Source organism: Pseudomonas sp. LBUM1640 (assembly GCF_059716225.1).
The window spans coordinates 3,550,311-3,566,237 of the sequence record NZ_CP166816.1; the positions used below are offsets into that span (position 1 = coordinate 3,550,311).

General features: G+C 60.3%; 18 protein-coding genes. 13 read left to right on the forward strand and 5 right to left on the reverse strand.

Features of this window, described 5'->3' with window-relative positions; all coding sequences use genetic code 11:
- Positions 1-33 precede the first annotated feature (33 nt).
- Both ACA065_RS15925 and ACA065_RS15930 read left to right on the forward strand, forming a co-directional pair.
- Positions 34-1,668, forward strand: a complete 1,635-nt coding sequence (locus ACA065_RS15925) for an ABC-F family ATP-binding cassette domain-containing protein (protein ID WP_497690495.1) — start codon at positions 34-36, stop codon at positions 1,666-1,668.
- A 69-nt stretch (positions 1,669-1,737) separates the two neighbouring features.
- A complete protein-coding gene (locus tag ACA065_RS15930) occupies positions 1,738-2,442 on the forward strand; it encodes a YoaK family protein (RefSeq protein WP_497690496.1) in 705 nt (234 codons plus the stop codon).
- 145 nt (positions 2,443-2,587) lie between these two features.
- On the opposite strand, the gene ACA065_RS15935 is transcribed toward ACA065_RS15930, so the two are convergent.
- Positions 2,588-2,941: a hypothetical protein gene (locus ACA065_RS15935; protein WP_497690497.1), complete on the reverse strand. Its 354-nt coding sequence runs from the start codon at positions 2,939-2,941 to the stop codon at positions 2,588-2,590.
- A 109-nt stretch (positions 2,942-3,050) separates the two neighbouring features.
- Between ACA065_RS15935 and ACA065_RS15940 the strand changes: the two genes are divergently transcribed.
- Positions 3,051-3,308, forward strand: a complete 258-nt coding sequence (locus ACA065_RS15940) for a hypothetical protein (RefSeq protein WP_497690498.1) — start codon at positions 3,051-3,053, stop codon at positions 3,306-3,308.
- Between the two features lie 1,390 nt (positions 3,309-4,698).
- Here ACA065_RS15940 and ACA065_RS15945 read toward each other — a convergent pair.
- From ACA065_RS15945 to ACA065_RS15955, 3 genes are all read right to left on the reverse strand, one after another.
- Positions 4,699-5,010: an AzlD domain-containing protein gene (locus ACA065_RS15945; protein WP_497690499.1), complete on the reverse strand. Its 312-nt coding sequence runs from the start codon at positions 5,008-5,010 to the stop codon at positions 4,699-4,701.
- Entirely contained in the window at positions 5,007-5,702 is a 696-nt protein-coding gene (locus ACA065_RS15950; protein WP_497690500.1) for an AzlC family ABC transporter permease, read from the reverse strand. The genes ACA065_RS15945 and ACA065_RS15950 overlap by 4 nt, the downstream gene beginning before the upstream one ends.
- A gap of 71 nt (positions 5,703-5,773) precedes the next feature.
- A complete protein-coding gene (locus tag ACA065_RS15955; protein ID WP_017138831.1) occupies positions 5,774-5,989 on the reverse strand; it encodes a hypothetical protein in 216 nt (71 codons plus the stop codon).
- Positions 5,990-6,167: 178 nt separating this feature from the next.
- Here ACA065_RS15955 and ACA065_RS15960 point away from each other — a divergent pair, with 178 nt between their 5' ends.
- The 10 genes from ACA065_RS15960 (at position 6,168) to ACA065_RS16005 (ending at position 15,036) form a co-directional block, all read left to right on the forward strand.
- Entirely contained in the window at positions 6,168-6,524 is a 357-nt protein-coding gene (locus ACA065_RS15960; protein ID WP_497690501.1) for a metalloregulator ArsR/SmtB family transcription factor, read from the forward strand.
- 19 nt (positions 6,525-6,543) lie between these two features.
- On the forward strand, positions 6,544-7,827 hold the full coding sequence (locus ACA065_RS15965) for an arsenic transporter (protein WP_497690502.1): 1,284 nt from the start codon (positions 6,544-6,546) through the stop codon (positions 7,825-7,827).
- Positions 7,828-7,840: 13 nt separating this feature from the next.
- A complete protein-coding gene (locus ACA065_RS15970; protein WP_497690503.1) occupies positions 7,841-8,311 on the forward strand; it encodes an arsenate reductase ArsC in 471 nt (156 codons plus the stop codon).
- 12 nt (positions 8,312-8,323) lie between these two features.
- Positions 8,324-9,010: an arsenical resistance protein ArsH gene (gene arsH, locus ACA065_RS15975; protein WP_497690504.1), complete on the forward strand. Its 687-nt coding sequence runs from the start codon at positions 8,324-8,326 to the stop codon at positions 9,008-9,010.
- Between the two features lie 50 nt (positions 9,011-9,060).
- The gene (locus ACA065_RS15980) at positions 9,061-9,522 is read left to right on the forward strand and encodes a helix-turn-helix transcriptional regulator (RefSeq protein WP_497690505.1); all 462 of its coding nucleotides are present in this window, start codon (positions 9,061-9,063) and stop codon (positions 9,520-9,522) included.
- Between the two features lie 73 nt (positions 9,523-9,595).
- On the forward strand, positions 9,596-10,207 hold the full coding sequence (locus tag ACA065_RS15985) for a LysE family transporter (RefSeq protein WP_497690506.1): 612 nt from the start codon (positions 9,596-9,598) through the stop codon (positions 10,205-10,207).
- 317 nt (positions 10,208-10,524) lie between these two features.
- On the forward strand, positions 10,525-10,833 hold the full coding sequence (locus tag ACA065_RS15990) for a hypothetical protein (RefSeq protein WP_497690507.1): 309 nt from the start codon (positions 10,525-10,527) through the stop codon (positions 10,831-10,833).
- Between the two features lie 235 nt (positions 10,834-11,068).
- A complete protein-coding gene (gene mgtA, locus ACA065_RS15995) occupies positions 11,069-13,783 on the forward strand; it encodes a magnesium-translocating P-type ATPase (protein ID WP_497690508.1) in 2,715 nt (904 codons plus the stop codon).
- 65 nt (positions 13,784-13,848) lie between these two features.
- A complete protein-coding gene (locus tag ACA065_RS16000; protein WP_083358296.1) occupies positions 13,849-14,196 on the forward strand; it encodes a DUF2493 domain-containing protein in 348 nt (115 codons plus the stop codon).
- Positions 14,197-14,214: 18 nt separating this feature from the next.
- A complete protein-coding gene (locus ACA065_RS16005) occupies positions 14,215-15,036 on the forward strand; it encodes a PA4824 family protein (protein WP_497690509.1) in 822 nt (273 codons plus the stop codon).
- Between the two features lie 163 nt (positions 15,037-15,199).
- On the opposite strand, the gene ACA065_RS16010 is transcribed toward ACA065_RS16005, so the two are convergent.
- Entirely contained in the window at positions 15,200-15,892 is a 693-nt protein-coding gene (locus ACA065_RS16010) for a DUF533 domain-containing protein (RefSeq protein ID WP_497690510.1), read from the reverse strand.
- Between the last annotated feature and the right edge of the window lie 35 nt (positions 15,893-15,927).

The window sequence follows — 15,927 nt, forward strand, 5'->3', positions numbered from 1 at the left end:
GTTGGCCTGTTCGACATTTTTTTGGAGGTGCTGATGACTGACGTCAACCGGCTGCCCGTACTCGTTTCTCTGCAACACGTATCTTTCCAGTTCGCCAATGGCGACACCTTGCTGAAAGACCTCAACCTGTCGATTGATCACACGCCCACCGGGATTGTCGGCCGTAATGGTCGCGGTAAAAGCATCCTCGCCAAATTGATTGCCGGGGTGCTGGCGCCCTCTTCCGGCACGCTGAAGCGCTCAGCCAGCGTGGCTTACGTCGCCCAGGCAGTGGCGGTTCAACCGGGCGAAACCATCGCCGATGTCACCGGCACCGCCAACGTGTTGGCCGCACTTGCACGCATGGCTCGGGGCGAAGCGCGGGTGGACGACCTGGCGCTGATCGACGATCGCTGGGACCTTGCCGAACGCCTGCGCACCGCACTGGGCGCCGCAGGCTTGCCACACCTGGATGCGGATACACCGGCCAAACAGCTCAGCGGCGGCCAATTGGCCAGGGTCGCGGTGATCGGTGCACTGTTGACCGAACCGCAGTTGCTGATTCTCGATGAGCCCACCAACCACCTCGACAGCGACGGCCGTGATTGGCTGTTGCGGGTACTGGCAGGCTGGCACGGCGGCTTGGTGGTGGTCAGCCATGATCGGCAATTGCTCAACACCATGGGCCGCATCCTCGAGCTGTCGCCCCTCGGCGCGCGCGCGTATGGCGGCAATTACGATGCCTACCGCCTGCAACGCAACACCGAGCAGCAGGCTGGCGTTGCAGCCCTTGAGCACGCGCGCCTGCAACGTAGCCGCGAGCACAAGCGCCTGCAAAAAGACCACGACAGTTTGCAACGCAACGCCGCCCGCTCACGCAAGCATGCCGAGACCGCCAACGTCGATCGGTTCACCAAAGCCCGCTGGAAAGGCGCCGCCACGGAAATTGTCAGCACCGCGCGCAGTGCACACCGCGCGTATAAAAACGAGCTTGATGTGCAGGTGCGTCAGGCCTACGAACGCGTCGTCGACGAAACGCCCACCCTGCTCGCCTTGCCTGGCTCGGCAGTGCCCAACGGTCGCCACGTCCTGACCTTGGAGCATGCGCAGCTGCCGTGGCTGGATCCGCAGTCGCCTTCTACTTACCTCACACTCAACCTGATGGGCCCGGTGCGCGTTGCCGTGCACGGGCCGAACGGCTGCGGCAAATCCACCCTGCTCAAACTGCTGGCAGGCCTGTGGCAGCCCGTCAGCGGCGAATGCTCCGTGCAAGTACCCAGCGCTTATATCGATCAACACTTGGCGCTATTGGAGGACGAACGCAGCATCGTCGAACAGCTCAACCGGCTCGACACACCGCTGGCCGAAGGCGAACTGCGCACGCGCCTGGCCTTGTTGCAACTGGACGCAATGCGCGTGACTCAACCCACCGACCAGTTGAGTGGCGGCGAACGCTTAAAAGCGGCGATGGCGATTGCCTTGTGGCGCAAAGTCCCGGCCCAACTGCTGTTGCTGGATGAGCCCACCAACCACCTGGACCTGGAATCCGTGCAGGCCTTTGAACAGGCGTTGCAGGGTTTTACCGGGGCGATGGTGGTGGTGTCCCATGACGAGGCGTTTGTGCAGGCGATCAGGCCGACGCACGTTTTAACCTGGCAAAGTCGGGGCTGGAGGCTGGCATGTGTCTGAGGTCATTGCGCGCACGCTCAAAGCGTCCTACGGTGGTGGCCGAATAATCTCACCAAGGAGCCCGGCCCCATGCTGCCTGCATCGCGCAAACCTTACGCCAATGCCGCCCTGGCTCATCGGCAACGTTGGCGCGGCCGGGTCGGTTTGATGTTGGTGGCCAGTCTTTCCGTGCTGGCCGGCATGACCGACGCCATTGGTTTTATGGCCAGTGGCGATTTTGTCTCGTTCATGAGCGGTAATACCACGCGGCTGGCGGTGGCAATTGGCGCGGGGGACTTGGGCCTTACGGGGCGGTTGTTGTTGCTGATCGCGATGTTCGTGGTCGGCAACGCGTTGGGCGTGGTGGTCAGCCGCATCGCCAGGCGGCATGCGCTGCCCTTGCTGTTGTGCATTGCGGCCTTGTTATGCGGCGCGGCCTTGTGGCCGTTTGCCGATACATTGCCGGCGTTGCTCGCGGCGATCATTGCCATGGGCATGCTCAATGCGGCGGTAGAAGAGGTCAACGGTTTGCCGGTGGGCCTGACCTATGTGACCGGGGCGCTGTCACGCTTTGGTCGCGGGCTGGGCCGCTGGATACTCGGAGAGCGGCGCAATGGCTGGCGGGTGCAACTGATCCCGTGGGCGGGGATGTTTGTCGGTGCGGTGATTGGCGCACTGTTGGAGCATCAGCTCGGCCTCAAGGCGCTGCTGGTCAGTGGCGCATTGGCCGCGTTGCTGGGGTTGGTGTCGCTGAAGATTCCCCGGCGCTGGCACTTGGGTTACATGCCGCGATAAGGAACAAAAGAGGCCCGCCCGACGTTTCGGCCTCGACGTCCGTGTACTGGTAAAGAGCCATCACGTCGAGCGAGCGGGAGGAATGATAAGCGAATGCCCGGCGGCTGTCCCGCCAGGCATTTCCGAAAAACGCTTAGGCGACAGCCTACAGACAGGTCGCGAGTGCGGCCAAACGACGTTTTGCCGGCATCGAATCCTGGCCCGCGAAGTAATTCACGGTAGAACCGGCACCCGCGCTGCGCACGTCGACGAAATAGTCGCCGCCGGTGGTGTACACCGTATAACCGCCGGCTTCGATCGGCTCCTTGAAGCCGCCGGCGTCAACGCCGAATACGGTCTCATCCTGCCAACCGAACTGGATGCATTGGGCAACCACCAGTGGGGCCTTCTCCGACGCCAGGGTCTTGTAAGGCGTGCCGGTGCGCGCCTCTTTCATTTTCGAACCCGCGCAACCGGACAGTGCTGCCACCACCAATGCGCCAATTACCAGCTTTCGCATGCCATCGCTTCCTTGGAAAAACCGCGACTCTACCATTTGCAGGCGACACCCAAGGATTATTACGTCACCCTGGCGCCTACTTACGACCTCGTTTGCACCTGGAAAACCGATGACCCCCAACGCCGAACGCTACAACCCTTCCACCGACTACGCCGACAAGCTGATCAGCCGCATCGGCCAGACGCCCACGTGGATCGCCAAGCGCATCGGCGTTACCGACAAGCGTATCCGTTACATCCTTGATGGCGCGCGTACCGTGAAAGGCGAAAGCACGCCGATCCAGATGACCTACACCGAGCAGTTCGCGCTGGAATGCCTGGCGGCTGAGGCCAAAGCCAAGAAGAAGGCGTCAGCTGCTGCCGAATGAATTTAGTTTCACTGTGAAGGGAGGTTGTGCTGCCTATAGTTGGCAGGCTCATTTTTAAGAAGTCTCCCTTCTGCCCGCCCTCCCGCGGGCTTTTTTTTGCCTTGGGGTTGGGTTGGATTGCGTACATATCCGTTGTTTGGGTGATGGCGGGTATCGGTTCCGCTCTTACAGCGGGTCACTTTTGAAAAGAGCCCAAAAGTAACCAAAAGGCTCTTGCCCCACCACTCGGCACCTCGCCTCCGGCTCGGTGTGCCCTCTCTCCGGCATTACTCCGCGGGCCGCCGCGACGGGCCGTCCCTGCCCCGTCGCGGCTAAACCGGCATCCCTGCCGGTTTACCCGCTCCGTAATACCTGCGTTCGGCCAGCGTGGTTTAACGGGGCGCCTAAGATCAAGATCAAAATCTACAGCACGGCGGCCTAGTAGCCGACCTGAGTGGTTAGATCAAAAGCAAAAGCGAGGCAGCCTGACAGCCGACCTGATCCTGGAAACTGAACTGGGTTAAATGTGGGAGGGAGCTTGCTCGCGATGGCGGTGTGTCAGTTGATGCATTTGGTGGCTGACCCACCCCATTCGCGAGCAAGCCCGCTCCCACATTTTGGAGCTCAGTACATCAGGTGGATGTGTGTGACTCGGTCAAATGTGGGAGCTGGCTTGTCGGACCGCCGAACCGCTGCGAAGGCATCAAATCGGTGTACCTGATGTACCGAGGTGTCTGCATCGCAGGCAAGCCAGCTCCCACAGAAAAGCAGCTCTGCTTCTGATCTGTTTTTGCTGTGCTGTTGCCCTGCTTTTGCTTCAACCACTCAGGTCGGCTACTAGGCCGCCGTGCTCCCACATTTGAGCTCAGTACATCAGGTAGATGTGTGTACTCGGTCAAATGTGGGAGCTGGCTTGCCTGCGAAAGCATCACCTGGGTATGCCTGATGTACCGAGGTGTCTGCATCGCAGGCAAGCCAGCTCCCACAGAAAAGCAGCTCTGCTTTTGATCTGTTTTTGCTCTGCTGTTGCCCTGCTTTTGCTTCAACCACTCAGGTCGGCTACTAGGCCGCCGTGCTGTAGATTTTGATCTTGATCTGACAGGCCCCGTTAACCACGATGGCCGAACGTAGGCGCGGTGGAGCGGGTAAACCGGCAGGGATGCCGGTTTAGCCGCGCTGGGCCAGGGATGGCCCATCGCGGCGACCCGCGGAACCGGGCCTTCGTTCTGGCATGCCGAGCCTAGGCGAGGCACCGAGTGGTGGGGCAAAGACCTTTTGGTTACTTTTGGCTGGGCCGGCATTCCGGGCGTTTGCCAAAAGTGACCCGCTGTAAGAGCGGAACCATACGAAGCCGTTACCGCAGCAACGGATATGCCCCCATATGCCCCCAAAACCCAACGAGACCTGCGTATCAAACCCACCAACGAAACAAATAAAACAACCCCATACTCAGCAGCACAGTAATCAACACACTGCGCGTCCAGAACATCAACGCCACCGCACAAACACCCGCCACCAAGTAAGGATTAGCCAAACTCAAATTCAACCGATGATCCGCGAGAAAAATAATCGGCCCACAAATCGCGGTCAGCATCCCCGGCACCGCAAACCCAAGAAACTCCCGCGCCCCGCGGTTCAGACGCACAGGCAGACGAGGTTCAATAAACACATAGCGGTTAAAAAACACCACCAGCCCCATCGCCACAATCATCACGTAGATCATCGCTGCCCTACCCCCAGCCGCTTGCAGGCAAACCCCGCGCTCATCCCCAGCACACCCGAGACCACCACCGCCGATTCCCAGTGCAAGTAACTCAACCACACCGAGCAAAACAACGAAACCGCCACACACACCACCGTGGGCACATCACGCACCACCGGCGTGATCAACGCAATAAACGTCGCCGCAATCGAGAACTCCAACCCCAACTGATCAAGGCCGGGAATGCTTTTGCCCAGCACAATACCGGCCAAGGTAAACAGGTTCCAGATGATATAAAACGTCAGGCCGACGCCCAGTGCATACCAGCGGTTGAAGGTCTCACGGTCATAGTGATTAACCAGCGCAAAAAATTCGTCAGTCAGCAAAAAACCCAAGCTCATGCGCCAGCGCGCATTGAGCGACGACAGCGTCGAGCGCATATGCATGCCATAAAGCAAGTGCTGGGAAGTCAGCAGCAGCGTGGTCAACACAATCGAAATCAGGCTGGCGCCACTCTTGACCATACCGATGGCGACCAACTGCGCGGCACCGGCGAATACGATGGCGGACAACCCTTGGGCTTGCAGCGGGGTAAATTGCGCGTCAATGGCCATGGAACCGGCGAGCAGCCCCCAAGGCGCACAGGCCAGGGACAAGGGGATAACGGCGATAGCGCCGCGACCGAAGGCGTAATGAGGTAAGGCTGTAGGCATGGAGACGGCTCATCGACAGACAGTCGACAAGCATGCCAGCGTCATAAAGGGCTTGTCTTGAACGATCGTGCTCAGGCGAGCTTTACCGAGACCTGCTCCACCGAGTCACGCGCTTCGCGCAGCTCATGGGCATCCTGGTTGAGCCGGTGAATGGTGTTGAGCAGGCGTTGGCGCAGCACTTCATCGCCGAGTTTTTCGACGGCACGCATCAGGTCAAACGCCGCGGTTTCGTTATTGTCCGCGACGGAATCGAGGGTCTTGCGCAGGTTGCGAGTGGCACGGGTCACGCGGGTTCTTCCTTCATCAGCAATGGGCAGGCACTTTAGGACATTCGTGTTTCATTTTAATTTCAGTCACTTGTGGTCGATTTGCGGGGATTTGATCCATGTCAATCGAATTCAGGATTTGACCTACATATATGTGTATCGGTATATTCGGATAACCATATGTACAAAGACCTTGATTATGTCAGACCTCTTCACCCCTCCCACACTGTTCAAATGCCTGGCAGATGCCACGCGAACGCGATTGGCACTGTTGATCCTGCGCGAGGGCGAACTTTGCGTGTGCGAGCTGATCCATGCTCTGGACGACAGCCAGCCAAAAATCTCTCGCCACCTGGCGCAACTGCGCAGCTGCGGGCTATTGCTGGATCGTCGCCAGGGCCAATGGGTCTATTACCGCATCAATCCGGCACTGCCCGCCTGGGTGACAGACGTGCTGGGCACCACCTTGCAAGCCAACCAGCCATGGTTGCAGAACGACGCACTGCGTCTTGATGCAATGGGCGACAGACCACAACGGGCCAGCACCTGCTGCTGAGCCATCGGAGCGTTTATTCATGCTTGTCGCGATTGCGATTTTTATCTTCACCATTGTCCTGGTCATCTGGCAGCCCAAAGGCCTTGGGGTCGGTTGGAGTGCAACGATGGGCGCGATCCTCGCCCTGGCGTGCGGTGTGATCAGCCTGGCCGATATCCCGGTGGTGTGGCACATCATCTGGAACGCCACCGGCACTTTTGTTGCGCTGATCATCATCAGCCTGTTGCTTGATGAAGCCGGGTTCTTCGCCTGGACCGCGCTGCATGTGGCACGTTGGGGCCGTGGGCGTGGCCGACGGTTGTTCGCTTATATGGTGCTGCTCGGCGCCCTGGTCTCGGCATTGTTTGCCAACGACGGTGCGGCGTTGATCCTCACACCGATCGTGATGTCGATGCTGCTGGCCCTGCGCTTTTCCCCGGCGGCGACCCTGGCCTTCGTGATGGGCGCGGGGTTTATCGCCGACACGGCGAGCTTGCCGCTGGTGGTGTCGAACCTGGTCAACATCGTCTCGGCGGACTACTTCAAGATCGGCTTCAACGAATACGCCGCAGTGATGGTGCCGGTGAACTTCGTCAGCGTTGCAGCAACCCTGGCGGTGCTGCTGTGGTTTTTCCGCCGTGACATTCCAGAGGCCTACGACCCGGCCGACCTCGAAGACCCGGCCAGCGCCATCCACGACCGCGCGACGTTCCGTGCCGGTTGGTGGGTGCTCGGTATTCTGCTGGTCGGCTGTTTCGCCCTGGAGCCGCTGGGCATTCCCATCAGCGCGATTTCTGCCGTGTGCGCCGTATTGCTTCTAGTGATCGCCGCCAAGGGCCACACGATTTCCACGCGCAAAGTGCTCAAAGAAGCGCCGTGGCAGATCGTGATCTTTTCCCTGGGCATGTACCTGGTGGTCTACGGCCTGCGTAACGCTGGCTTGACCACCTACCTGGCCACCTGGCTCGACACCTTCGCCACCTACGGCGTGTGGGGCGCGGCCATGGGCACCGGCGTGCTGACGGCGCTGCTGTCGTCGGCGATGAACAACTTGCCCACGGTGCTGATCGGCGCACTGTCCATCGAGTCCAGCCATGCCGCGGGCGTGGTCAAGGACGCGATGATCTACGCCAATGTGATCGGCAGTGACCTGGGCCCGAAAATCACCCCTATCGGTAGCCTGGCCACCTTGTTATGGCTGCACATCCTTGCGCGCAAGGGCATCACCATCACTTGGGGTTACTACTTCAAGGTTGGCATTGTGCTGACCTTGCCGGTGCTGTTAATCACCCTCGCGGCGCTCGCCTTGCGCCTGAGTATCTGACGGAGAGACTGCAATGAAAGTCCTGTTCATGTGTACCGCCAACAGCTGTCGCAGCATCTTGTCCGAAGCGGTGTTCAACCACTTGGCGCCGAAAGGCTTCGAAGCGATCAGTTCCGGCAGCTTTCCCAAGGGCCAGGTCCTGCCGCGCAGCCTGAGCACGCTGCAGGCGGCGGGCATCAGCACCGAAGGTTTGTACAGCAAGGGCAATGAAGCCTTTGAAGGCAGCCCGCCGGACGTGGTCATCACCGTGTGCGACAAGGCTGCCGGCGAAGCCTGCCCGGTGTATTTCGGGCCGGCATTGAAGGCGCACTGGGGGTTGGAAGACCCCTCTGAACTGCACGGTGACGACACCCGCGTCGAGGCCGCTTTTAACGCCACCCTCAACATCATCGCCACTCGCTGCCAGGCGTTTTTTGCGCTGCCCTTTGCCCGCCTCGGCCCGATTGAACTGAAGGCTGAACTCGACCGCATTGCGCGGATGTGACCGGAGACGCTGATGACCACCCTGCCCAGTCTGGATACAACCCTTTCAACGCCGCTGCACACCGGCCCCGCGCACGCGCCGCGCATTCTGTTGCTGTACGGCTCCACGCGGCCCCGTTCATTCAGCCGCTTGCTGGTGGAAGAAGCCGCGCGCCTGTTGCGTCACTTCGGCGCCGACACGCAAATTTTCAATCCATCGGGCCTGCCGCTGCCGGACGATGCGCCCAACGATCACCCCAAAGTCCAGGAGCTGTTGGACCTGATGCAATGGTCCGAAGGCCAGGTGTGGTGCTCGCCGGAACGGCACGGCTCGATGTCGGCCGTGTTCAAGGCACAACTCGATTGGGTGCCGCTGGCCCTGGGCGCTGTTCGGCCCACCCAAGGCAAGACCTTGGCGGTGATGCAGGTGTCCGGCGGTTCGCAATCTTTCAACACCGTCAACCAACTGCGCGTGCTGGGCCGTTGGATGCGCATGTTCACCATCCCCAATCAATCCTCGGTGCCCAAGGCATTCATGGAGTTCGATGACCAGGACCGCATGAAGCCGTCGGCGCTCTATGACCGTGTCGTCGATGTGATGGAAGAACTGGTGAAGTTCACCCTGTTGCTGCGCGAGCGCCCGGACCTGGTCGACCGCTACTCGCAGCGCAAGGAAAGCGCTGCCGAGCTGTCGCAGCGCGTCAATCAACGGTCGATCTGACCCACGCTGCCGGCGTATGCTCATGCCTATCCTGTAACCGAGCTATAGCGATGAGCGCCATTCAACACGCCTGGCTGGGCAATTACGAAGTCAGCAGTACAACCTGCACCGGCCTGACCTTTGCCCGCCACAGCCATGATGAATGCGTGATCGGCGTCAGCGGTGTGCGCCTGCCCCGCGTGGCGAAAATTGGCAAAAGCCTGATCAGCCGCGCCCAGGAATTGCTCGCTTCGCAACTGCACCAGTCGCCGCCGCTGGACCCACTGGGCAACGAGCTGGGCCTGTCCAAGTTCCACCTGTTGCGCGCCTTTCAGAAAGAAACCGGGTTGAGCACCAGGCAATGGGCAATGCAACTGCGCACCTGCCGTGCCAAGGGCCTGTTGCGCAACGGCGTCTCGGCCAGCGACGTCGCCCATGACCTGGGCTTTGCCGACCAGAGCCACCTCAATCGACACTTTCGCGCCGCCTATGGCACCACCCCCGGGCGCTATCAAAGCGTGTTCAAACGCTGAATTGCGCAATCTGGTTCAAGACGGCCGCACCACTCACTGGCACACTGCGCGCATCTTCTGAAGGAACGCGGGCATGTTGACGATCTTTTTTTACGCGCTGGTCTTCGGCTTTGTGTTTTGCCTCTCACCCGGCGCAGTGCTGGCGGAAACCTTACGCCGTGGGTTGCTCCACGGTTTTACCCCAGCCTTGCTGGTGCAGATCGGCTCGCTGGTGGGTGACGCGGTCTGGGCGGTGATCGGCCTCACCGGTATCGCCCTGCTGATTGCGCATGATGCCGTGCGGGTGCCGCTGACTGCCGTCTGCGCGCTTTACCTGGCCTGGCTGGGCGTGCGCAGTTTGCTCGACGCCTGGCACTTGCCCCAAGCGGGCACCGCACCGGCCAGTTCCGGGCAGAATGCGCTGGCGGTGGGCGCGGCCATTTCCTTGGCCAACCCGAAGAACATTGTTTACTGGGGCGCACTCGGCAGCGCCTTGTCGGGTATCGTCGGCGCCACACCGAGCCATGGGCAAACTCTGATGTTTTTTGCGGGCTTCATGCTGGCGTCAGTGCTCTCGTGTTTTCTGATAGCGGCGCTGGTCAATCTGTTACGCAAGAACGCATCACCGCTGTGGCAGCGCATCAGTTACGGTGCGTGTGGCGTGGTATTGATCTATCTGGCCGTTCTTGCAACACAAGGTATATGAAGTTATATACCCCGGAAGTTGCTGTGCGGCTTGTCTGAATGAACTCTGAACACGGGTTAATTTAATTAATCATGCGTTGACATTTTGTAACCGTCTGAGTAGATTGCCCGTGCCCGCAACTGGGGCCTTTTTTAAACCTCACAAAAGAAGCCAATGGACACAGTATCTAGTCGCTGTCCGAGCACCGCTAACGCGGGCATCGGGCGCCAAACCCAGAATATGACAGGACTCGCCTTCCAGGTCCGGTAAGCTGCGCTAGAGCTTGATGCTCCACCGTAACTGCCTCACCGGTCGCCCGTCCGGTCCCGAGGTGTGTTATGACCTTCCAACTTTTAGTTTTGCCAGATGTACGTACGCGAGCGGCAGCCCTGCGCGCCAAGCTGTGCCGTGAGCCAGTAGGCTTCTCGCCTACCCGGGGCACCTTTGCTGCACCCCTCCCTCAAGCCAGTAAAGACCAAGCGCGCCCGACCCCTGTGCTGGCGCGCTGGCGTATCTGCCCTGCCAGCGGCCAACTGCTGCAGCACTGGGACCACGCCGACCCTCAAGACCCGCAGAGACCCCAGGTTTCCACACTGGCTCAAGCCAGCCTGCTGCTCGGTGTTTACCTGAGTATGCGCGCCGCTTAAACCGGCTGGAAACAGCAACTTCCTGATCAATAGCCTGGAGTTCTTTATGAACAAGTCCAGTAGTGGCCCGCTGCGCGTTAGTTAACTAACGCGCGTTTGGCGGGCCCTGTAAAAGTTATGTGAACACCTTATTTAAACCGATCGCGAAGTCCGCGGCTCGGCATGCTTTCGCTCGCCTGTATTCAGGTAAGTACCGGGTATGTTTTGTCGAGAATTGGCGACAGGAGTACAGACAATGAGCGCCGTAAAAAACACGCCTTTGCACAAGAAAAATGGCACTGCAACCGACACCAAACTGTCGATGCGTGCCGCCCGTGAAGCCCAGAATGGCCTGCAGGCCACCCTTGCCAATGTGCGCGCCACCCAGGATGGCCTGACCGAACTGGACGCCTCGGCGCGCCTGCAACGCGAAGGCTATAACGAAGTGGCCCATGACAAGCCGCCTCACGCCATCGTCCAGTTCCTGCAGGCACTGAACAACCCCTTCATCTATGTGCTGCTGACCCTGGCCGGCATCAGCTTTGTCACCGACTACTGGCTGCCGTTGCAGGCCGGTGAAGAAGTCGACCTGACCAAAGTCATCATCATCATGACCATGGTCCTGCTCAGCAGCCTGCTGCGCTTCTGGCAGGAACACCGCTCGGCCAAATCCGCCGAAGCCCTCAAAGCCATGGTGCGCACCACTGCCACTGTGCTGCGCCGTGAGCACGTCGGCGCGCAACCAACGCTGCGCGAAGTGCCGATGCGCGAGCTGGTGGCCGGCGATATCGTGCAGCTGTCAGCCGGCGACATGATCCCGGCCGATATCCGTCTGATCGAATCCCGCGACCTGTTTATCAGCCAGGCCGTGCTGACCGGCGAAGCCTTGCCGGTCGAAAAGTACGACACACTGGGCGACGTCACGCAGAAATCCGCCTCCTCGCTGGCCGCCGACCAAGGCAACCTGCTGGACCTGCCGAACATCTGCTTCATGGGCACTAACGTGGTCAGCGGACGCGCCAAAGCCGTGGTGGTCGCCACCGGGCCGCGCACCTACTTTGGCTCGCTGGCCAAAGCGATTGTCGGCTCGCGGGTACAAACGGCGTTCGACCGTGGCGTGAACAGCGTCAGCTGGCTGTTGATCCGTTTCATGCTGGTGATGGTGCCCATCGTATTCCTGCTCAATGGCTTCTCCAAAGGCGACTGGGGCGATGCGTTCCTGTTTGCCCTGGCGGTGGCCGTGGGCCTGACCCCGGAAATGCTGCCGATGATCGTCAGCGCCAACCTGGCCAAGGGCGCTACCGCCATGGCCAAGCGCAAAGTGGTGGTCAAACGCCTGAATGCGATCCAAAACTTCGGCTCGATGGACGTGCTGTGCACCGACAAGACCGGCACTCTGACCCAGGACAAAATCATCCTCGAACACCACGTCAACGCCTTCGGCCAACGTGATGATGCGGTGCTGTCCCTGGCCTGGCTGAACAGCTACCACCAGAGCGGCATGAAGAACCTGATGGACCAGGCCGTGGTGCAGTTCTCGGAACACAACCCCAAGTTCCAGCTGCCATTTGCCTACAGCAAGGTCGACGAATTGCCGTTCGACTTCGTGCGCCGTCGCCTGTCGATCGTGGTCAAGGACGCTGCCGGCGACCAGTTGCTGGTGTGCAAGGGCGCCGTCGAAGAAATGCTGAGCATTTCCACCCATGTGATGGAAGATGGTGCTGCGGTGCCGCTGGATGATCGCCGCCGTAACGAGCTGCTGGCGCTGGCCAACGACTACAACGAAGACGGTTTCCGTGTGCTGGTGGTCGCCACCCGCAACATCCCTAAATCCTTGGCGCGCCAGCAATACACCACGGCCGATGAGCGCAACCTGATCATCCAGGGTTTCCTGACCTTCCTGGATCCACCGAAGGAAACTGCAGGCCCGGCGATTGCGGCGCTGCAACAAATCGGCGTGGCGGTGAAAGTGCTGACTGGCGACAACGCTGTGGTCACCAGCAAGATCTGCCGCCAGGTTGGCCTCGAGCCAGGCCTGCCGCTGCTGGGCTTTGAAATCGAAGCAATGGACGACGCGACCCTGATGCGCCGCGTGGAAGAACGCACGGTATTCGCCAAGCTGACGCCGCTGCAGAAATCCCGCGTGCTCAAGGCACTGCAAGCCAACGGCCACACCGTCGGCTTCCTCGGTGACGGCATCAACGATGCGCCAGCGCTGCGCGATGCCGACGTGGGTATCTCGGTGGACAGCGGCACGGACATCGCCAAGGAATCGGCCGACATCATCCTGCTGGAAAAGAGCCTGATGGTGCTGGAAGAAGGCGTGCTCAAGGGCCGCGAAACCTTCGGCAATATCATGAAGTACCTGAACATGACCGCCAGTTCCAACTTCGGCAACGTGTTCTCGGTGCTGGTAGCCAGTGCGTTCATTCCGTTCATGCCAATGCTGGCGATCCACCTGCTGCTGCAAAACCTGATGTACGACATCTCCCAGCTGGCCTTGCCGTGGGACAAGATGGACAAGGAATACCTGGCCAAACCACGCAAGTGGGATGCGAAAAACATTGGCCGCTTCATGATCTGGATCGGGCCGACCTCGTCGATCTTCGACATCACCACCTTTGCACTGATGTGGTACGTGTTCAGCGCCAACAGTGTGGAAATGCAGACCCTGTTCCAGTCCGGCTGGTTTATCGAAGGGCTGCTCTCGCAAACCCTGGTGGTGCACATGCTGCGCACCCGCAAGATCCCATTCTTCCAGAGCACGGCCGCCTGGCCAGTGTTGATGATGACCGCCATCGTCATCGGGCTGGGGATCTACGTGCCGTTCTCGCCGCTGGGCACCCTGGTGGGCCTGGAGCCGCTGCCGCTGGCGTACTTCCCATGGTTGGTCGGCACCCTGCTCGCCTACTGCTGCGTGGCTCAACTGATGAAAACGATCTACATCCGCCGCTTCAAGCAGTGGTACTGATCACCCCCGCCGTTTAAACGGTAGCGGTCGCCCGGCCGCCACCGTGCAACACAAGGATTTCGAATATGCGCGTCTTGATCTGTGCAGGTCGTCATTACGCCGACACCAAAAAGTCCCGCCAAGTGCTGGACGCCTACCACCGCCTGCGCCCGGTGCAGGTATTGATTCACGGTGGCAACCAATTCCTGGGCAGTGACGTTGAGGAATGGGCGCGGGAAATCGGCATCGACGTGGTGCGCTACCCGCCCAATTGGCAACGCCACGGCAAGCAGGCGGAACGCCAGCGCAACCATTTCATGCTGGCCGACAGCCGCCCCGACGTGGTCATCGCCCTGCCGGGTGGTGACGACACCTCGGAGTTGGTCTGCCAGGCCAAAGCCAGCGGCATTTCGGTGCTGACCGTAGAAAGCTGAATTCAAGCGAGGTGCATCATGCACAAAAAACACACGCCTCTTCGCAACGATGGGTTTGCCAAATACCGCGCGCGTCACTATCGCGGCGCCCGCCATAGCCTGTTGCTGTTGCCACCGGCCAAGCGGCGTGCACTGCAACGTAACCTGACGTTTATCGGCGTGACCCTGGGCCTTGTTTTGCTCATCGCGCTGTTTTCCAAGGCCCACGCGGCCGGAGGTGCTTATGTGGTTGACGACGGCGCGGTCAACGCGCCGGGCGAATGCAATGTGGACGGCTGGTACACGGCCGATCGGCACCAAGGCAACATCCATAACCAGACCTTGAACCCGGCCTGCACCTTTGGCGCACTGCCCTCCGTGCAATGGAGCGCCGCACTCGCGCGCGCCAGCAATGCAGGCGATGCCGAAACGCAGGTCAGCCCGCAAGTGAAGGCCCAGGTGTGGTCACGCGATGACGTGGGGCTGCAGCTGGCGGTTTCGGCAACGTCGCATTTTGCGTTGGACCGCCACCATGCGTTTGATGGCGCAGATTTGAACGTGCCGTTGACTTGGCAACCCGTCGAAGCATTGCGTCTGAACATTAATGGCGGTTGGACACATGCCTATAACGGCGGTGAGCAGAATCACCGGCTGACGTGGGGGACCGGGTTCGAGTATCAACTGGCGGATGCGTTGACACTGATAGGTGAGCGCTACGGCCAGGAAGGCGGCGACCAAGCCTGGCAGGCCGGGCCGCGCTTCCATATAGGCCAACTGGTTGATGTGGATGTGGTGGTTGGGCAAAGCTTGAGCGGGGACCGCAACCAGTGGCTGACTACCGGTGCTACGGTGCGTTTCTAGTTTGACTCGGACAACCTGTGGGAGCGGGCTTGCTCGCGAATGCGTTGGGTCAGTCAGCTCATTTGTAACTGCCCCACTGCATTCGCGAGCAAGCCCGCTCCCACATCTGGATCTCATTACATTCAGTTAGCGATGGTGCTGCTCTGCTTTTGCTGTCGCCACTCTAAGCTTTAGCCTGCTGCTCCAGCTGCAGTTGCAGCTGCGGGTCGATCTGCAACTGCCCTGCCAGGTCATCCAGGTAACTACGCTCTGCATCCTGTTGATCGTTCACCAGCATCACGCTGGCCAGGTAGACCTCCGAAGCCACCGCAGGATCTTTCGCATACTCAGCGAAATCCGCTGCATCCAGCGGCTTGGCGACTTCAGCATCGAGCCACTGCTGCAGCTGCGGGTCATCGGTGTGGCGGCCGAGCTCGGTAGAGATCATCTGCTGCTCCTGCTCATCGATCTTGCCATCCGCCTTGGCCGCTGCGATGAGTGCACGCAACAACGCATGACTATGCGCTTCAGCTTCGGGGCCTTGCAGCTGGTCCACCGTCTGGATGGCTTGCTGCGGCGCCGTCGCCTGCTGGCGTTGCCAGGCCTGGTACGCCTGAAAGGCCGCCATCCCCAACGACGCCAGCGCCGCGTAGTTCATCCCCCCGGAGCGCGCCTGCGTCGTACCACTGGCCGGTGCGCCACCCAACAAACCGCCGAGGCCACCCAATAACCCACCCAGGCCACCACCCGCCGAGGCGTTACCGGTGCTGGTGCCTTTCAATAAACCGCCGAGCAGCCCGCCTAACCCTGCGCCTGAGGCGGCGCCGCCTTGCTGCCCGGCACGCAACAGCTGTTCGAGTAGATTGCTGGTGTTCATGGTGTCACCCTCCGAAGGCGCAATATTGGCATTCA

What these genes read in the sequence shown, in the direction of transcription:
- ACA065_RS16010 (WP_497690510.1), bottom strand. Translation starts at nt 15,892, where the DNA reads ATGAACACCAGCAATCTACTCGAACAGCTGTTGCGTGCCGGGCAGCAA.
- ACA065_RS15990 (WP_497690507.1), top strand. Translation starts at nt 10,525, where the DNA reads ATGACCTTCCAACTTTTAGTTTTGCCAGATGTACGTACGCGAGCGGCA.
- ACA065_RS15970 (WP_497690503.1), top strand. Translation starts at nt 7,841, where the DNA reads ATGAAAGTCCTGTTCATGTGTACCGCCAACAGCTGTCGCAGCATCTTG.
- ACA065_RS15940 (WP_497690498.1), top strand. Translation starts at nt 3,051, where the DNA reads ATGACCCCCAACGCCGAACGCTACAACCCTTCCACCGACTACGCCGAC.
- ACA065_RS15950 (WP_497690500.1), bottom strand. Translation starts at nt 5,702, where the DNA reads ATGCCTACAGCCTTACCTCATTACGCCTTCGGTCGCGGCGCTATCGCC.
- ACA065_RS15925 (WP_497690495.1), top strand. Translation starts at nt 34, where the DNA reads ATGACTGACGTCAACCGGCTGCCCGTACTCGTTTCTCTGCAACACGTA.
- ACA065_RS15965 (WP_497690502.1), top strand. Translation starts at nt 6,544, where the DNA reads ATGCTTGTCGCGATTGCGATTTTTATCTTCACCATTGTCCTGGTCATC.
- ACA065_RS15935 (WP_497690497.1), bottom strand. Translation starts at nt 2,941, where the DNA reads ATGCGAAAGCTGGTAATTGGCGCATTGGTGGTGGCAGCACTGTCCGGT.
- ACA065_RS15985 (WP_497690506.1), top strand. Translation starts at nt 9,596, where the DNA reads ATGTTGACGATCTTTTTTTACGCGCTGGTCTTCGGCTTTGTGTTTTGC.
- mgtA (WP_497690508.1), top strand. Translation starts at nt 11,069, where the DNA reads ATGAGCGCCGTAAAAAACACGCCTTTGCACAAGAAAAATGGCACTGCA.
- ACA065_RS15980 (WP_497690505.1), top strand. Translation starts at nt 9,061, where the DNA reads ATGAGCGCCATTCAACACGCCTGGCTGGGCAATTACGAAGTCAGCAGT.
- ACA065_RS15945 (WP_497690499.1), bottom strand. Translation starts at nt 5,010, where the DNA reads ATGATCTACGTGATGATTGTGGCGATGGGGCTGGTGGTGTTTTTTAAC.
- ACA065_RS15960 (WP_497690501.1), top strand. Translation starts at nt 6,168, where the DNA reads ATGTCAGACCTCTTCACCCCTCCCACACTGTTCAAATGCCTGGCAGAT.
- ACA065_RS15930 (WP_497690496.1), top strand. Translation starts at nt 1,738, where the DNA reads ATGCTGCCTGCATCGCGCAAACCTTACGCCAATGCCGCCCTGGCTCAT.
- ACA065_RS16000 (WP_083358296.1), top strand. Translation starts at nt 13,849, where the DNA reads ATGCGCGTCTTGATCTGTGCAGGTCGTCATTACGCCGACACCAAAAAG.
- ACA065_RS16005 (WP_497690509.1), top strand. Translation starts at nt 14,215, where the DNA reads ATGCACAAAAAACACACGCCTCTTCGCAACGATGGGTTTGCCAAATAC.
- arsH (WP_497690504.1), top strand. Translation starts at nt 8,324, where the DNA reads ATGACCACCCTGCCCAGTCTGGATACAACCCTTTCAACGCCGCTGCAC.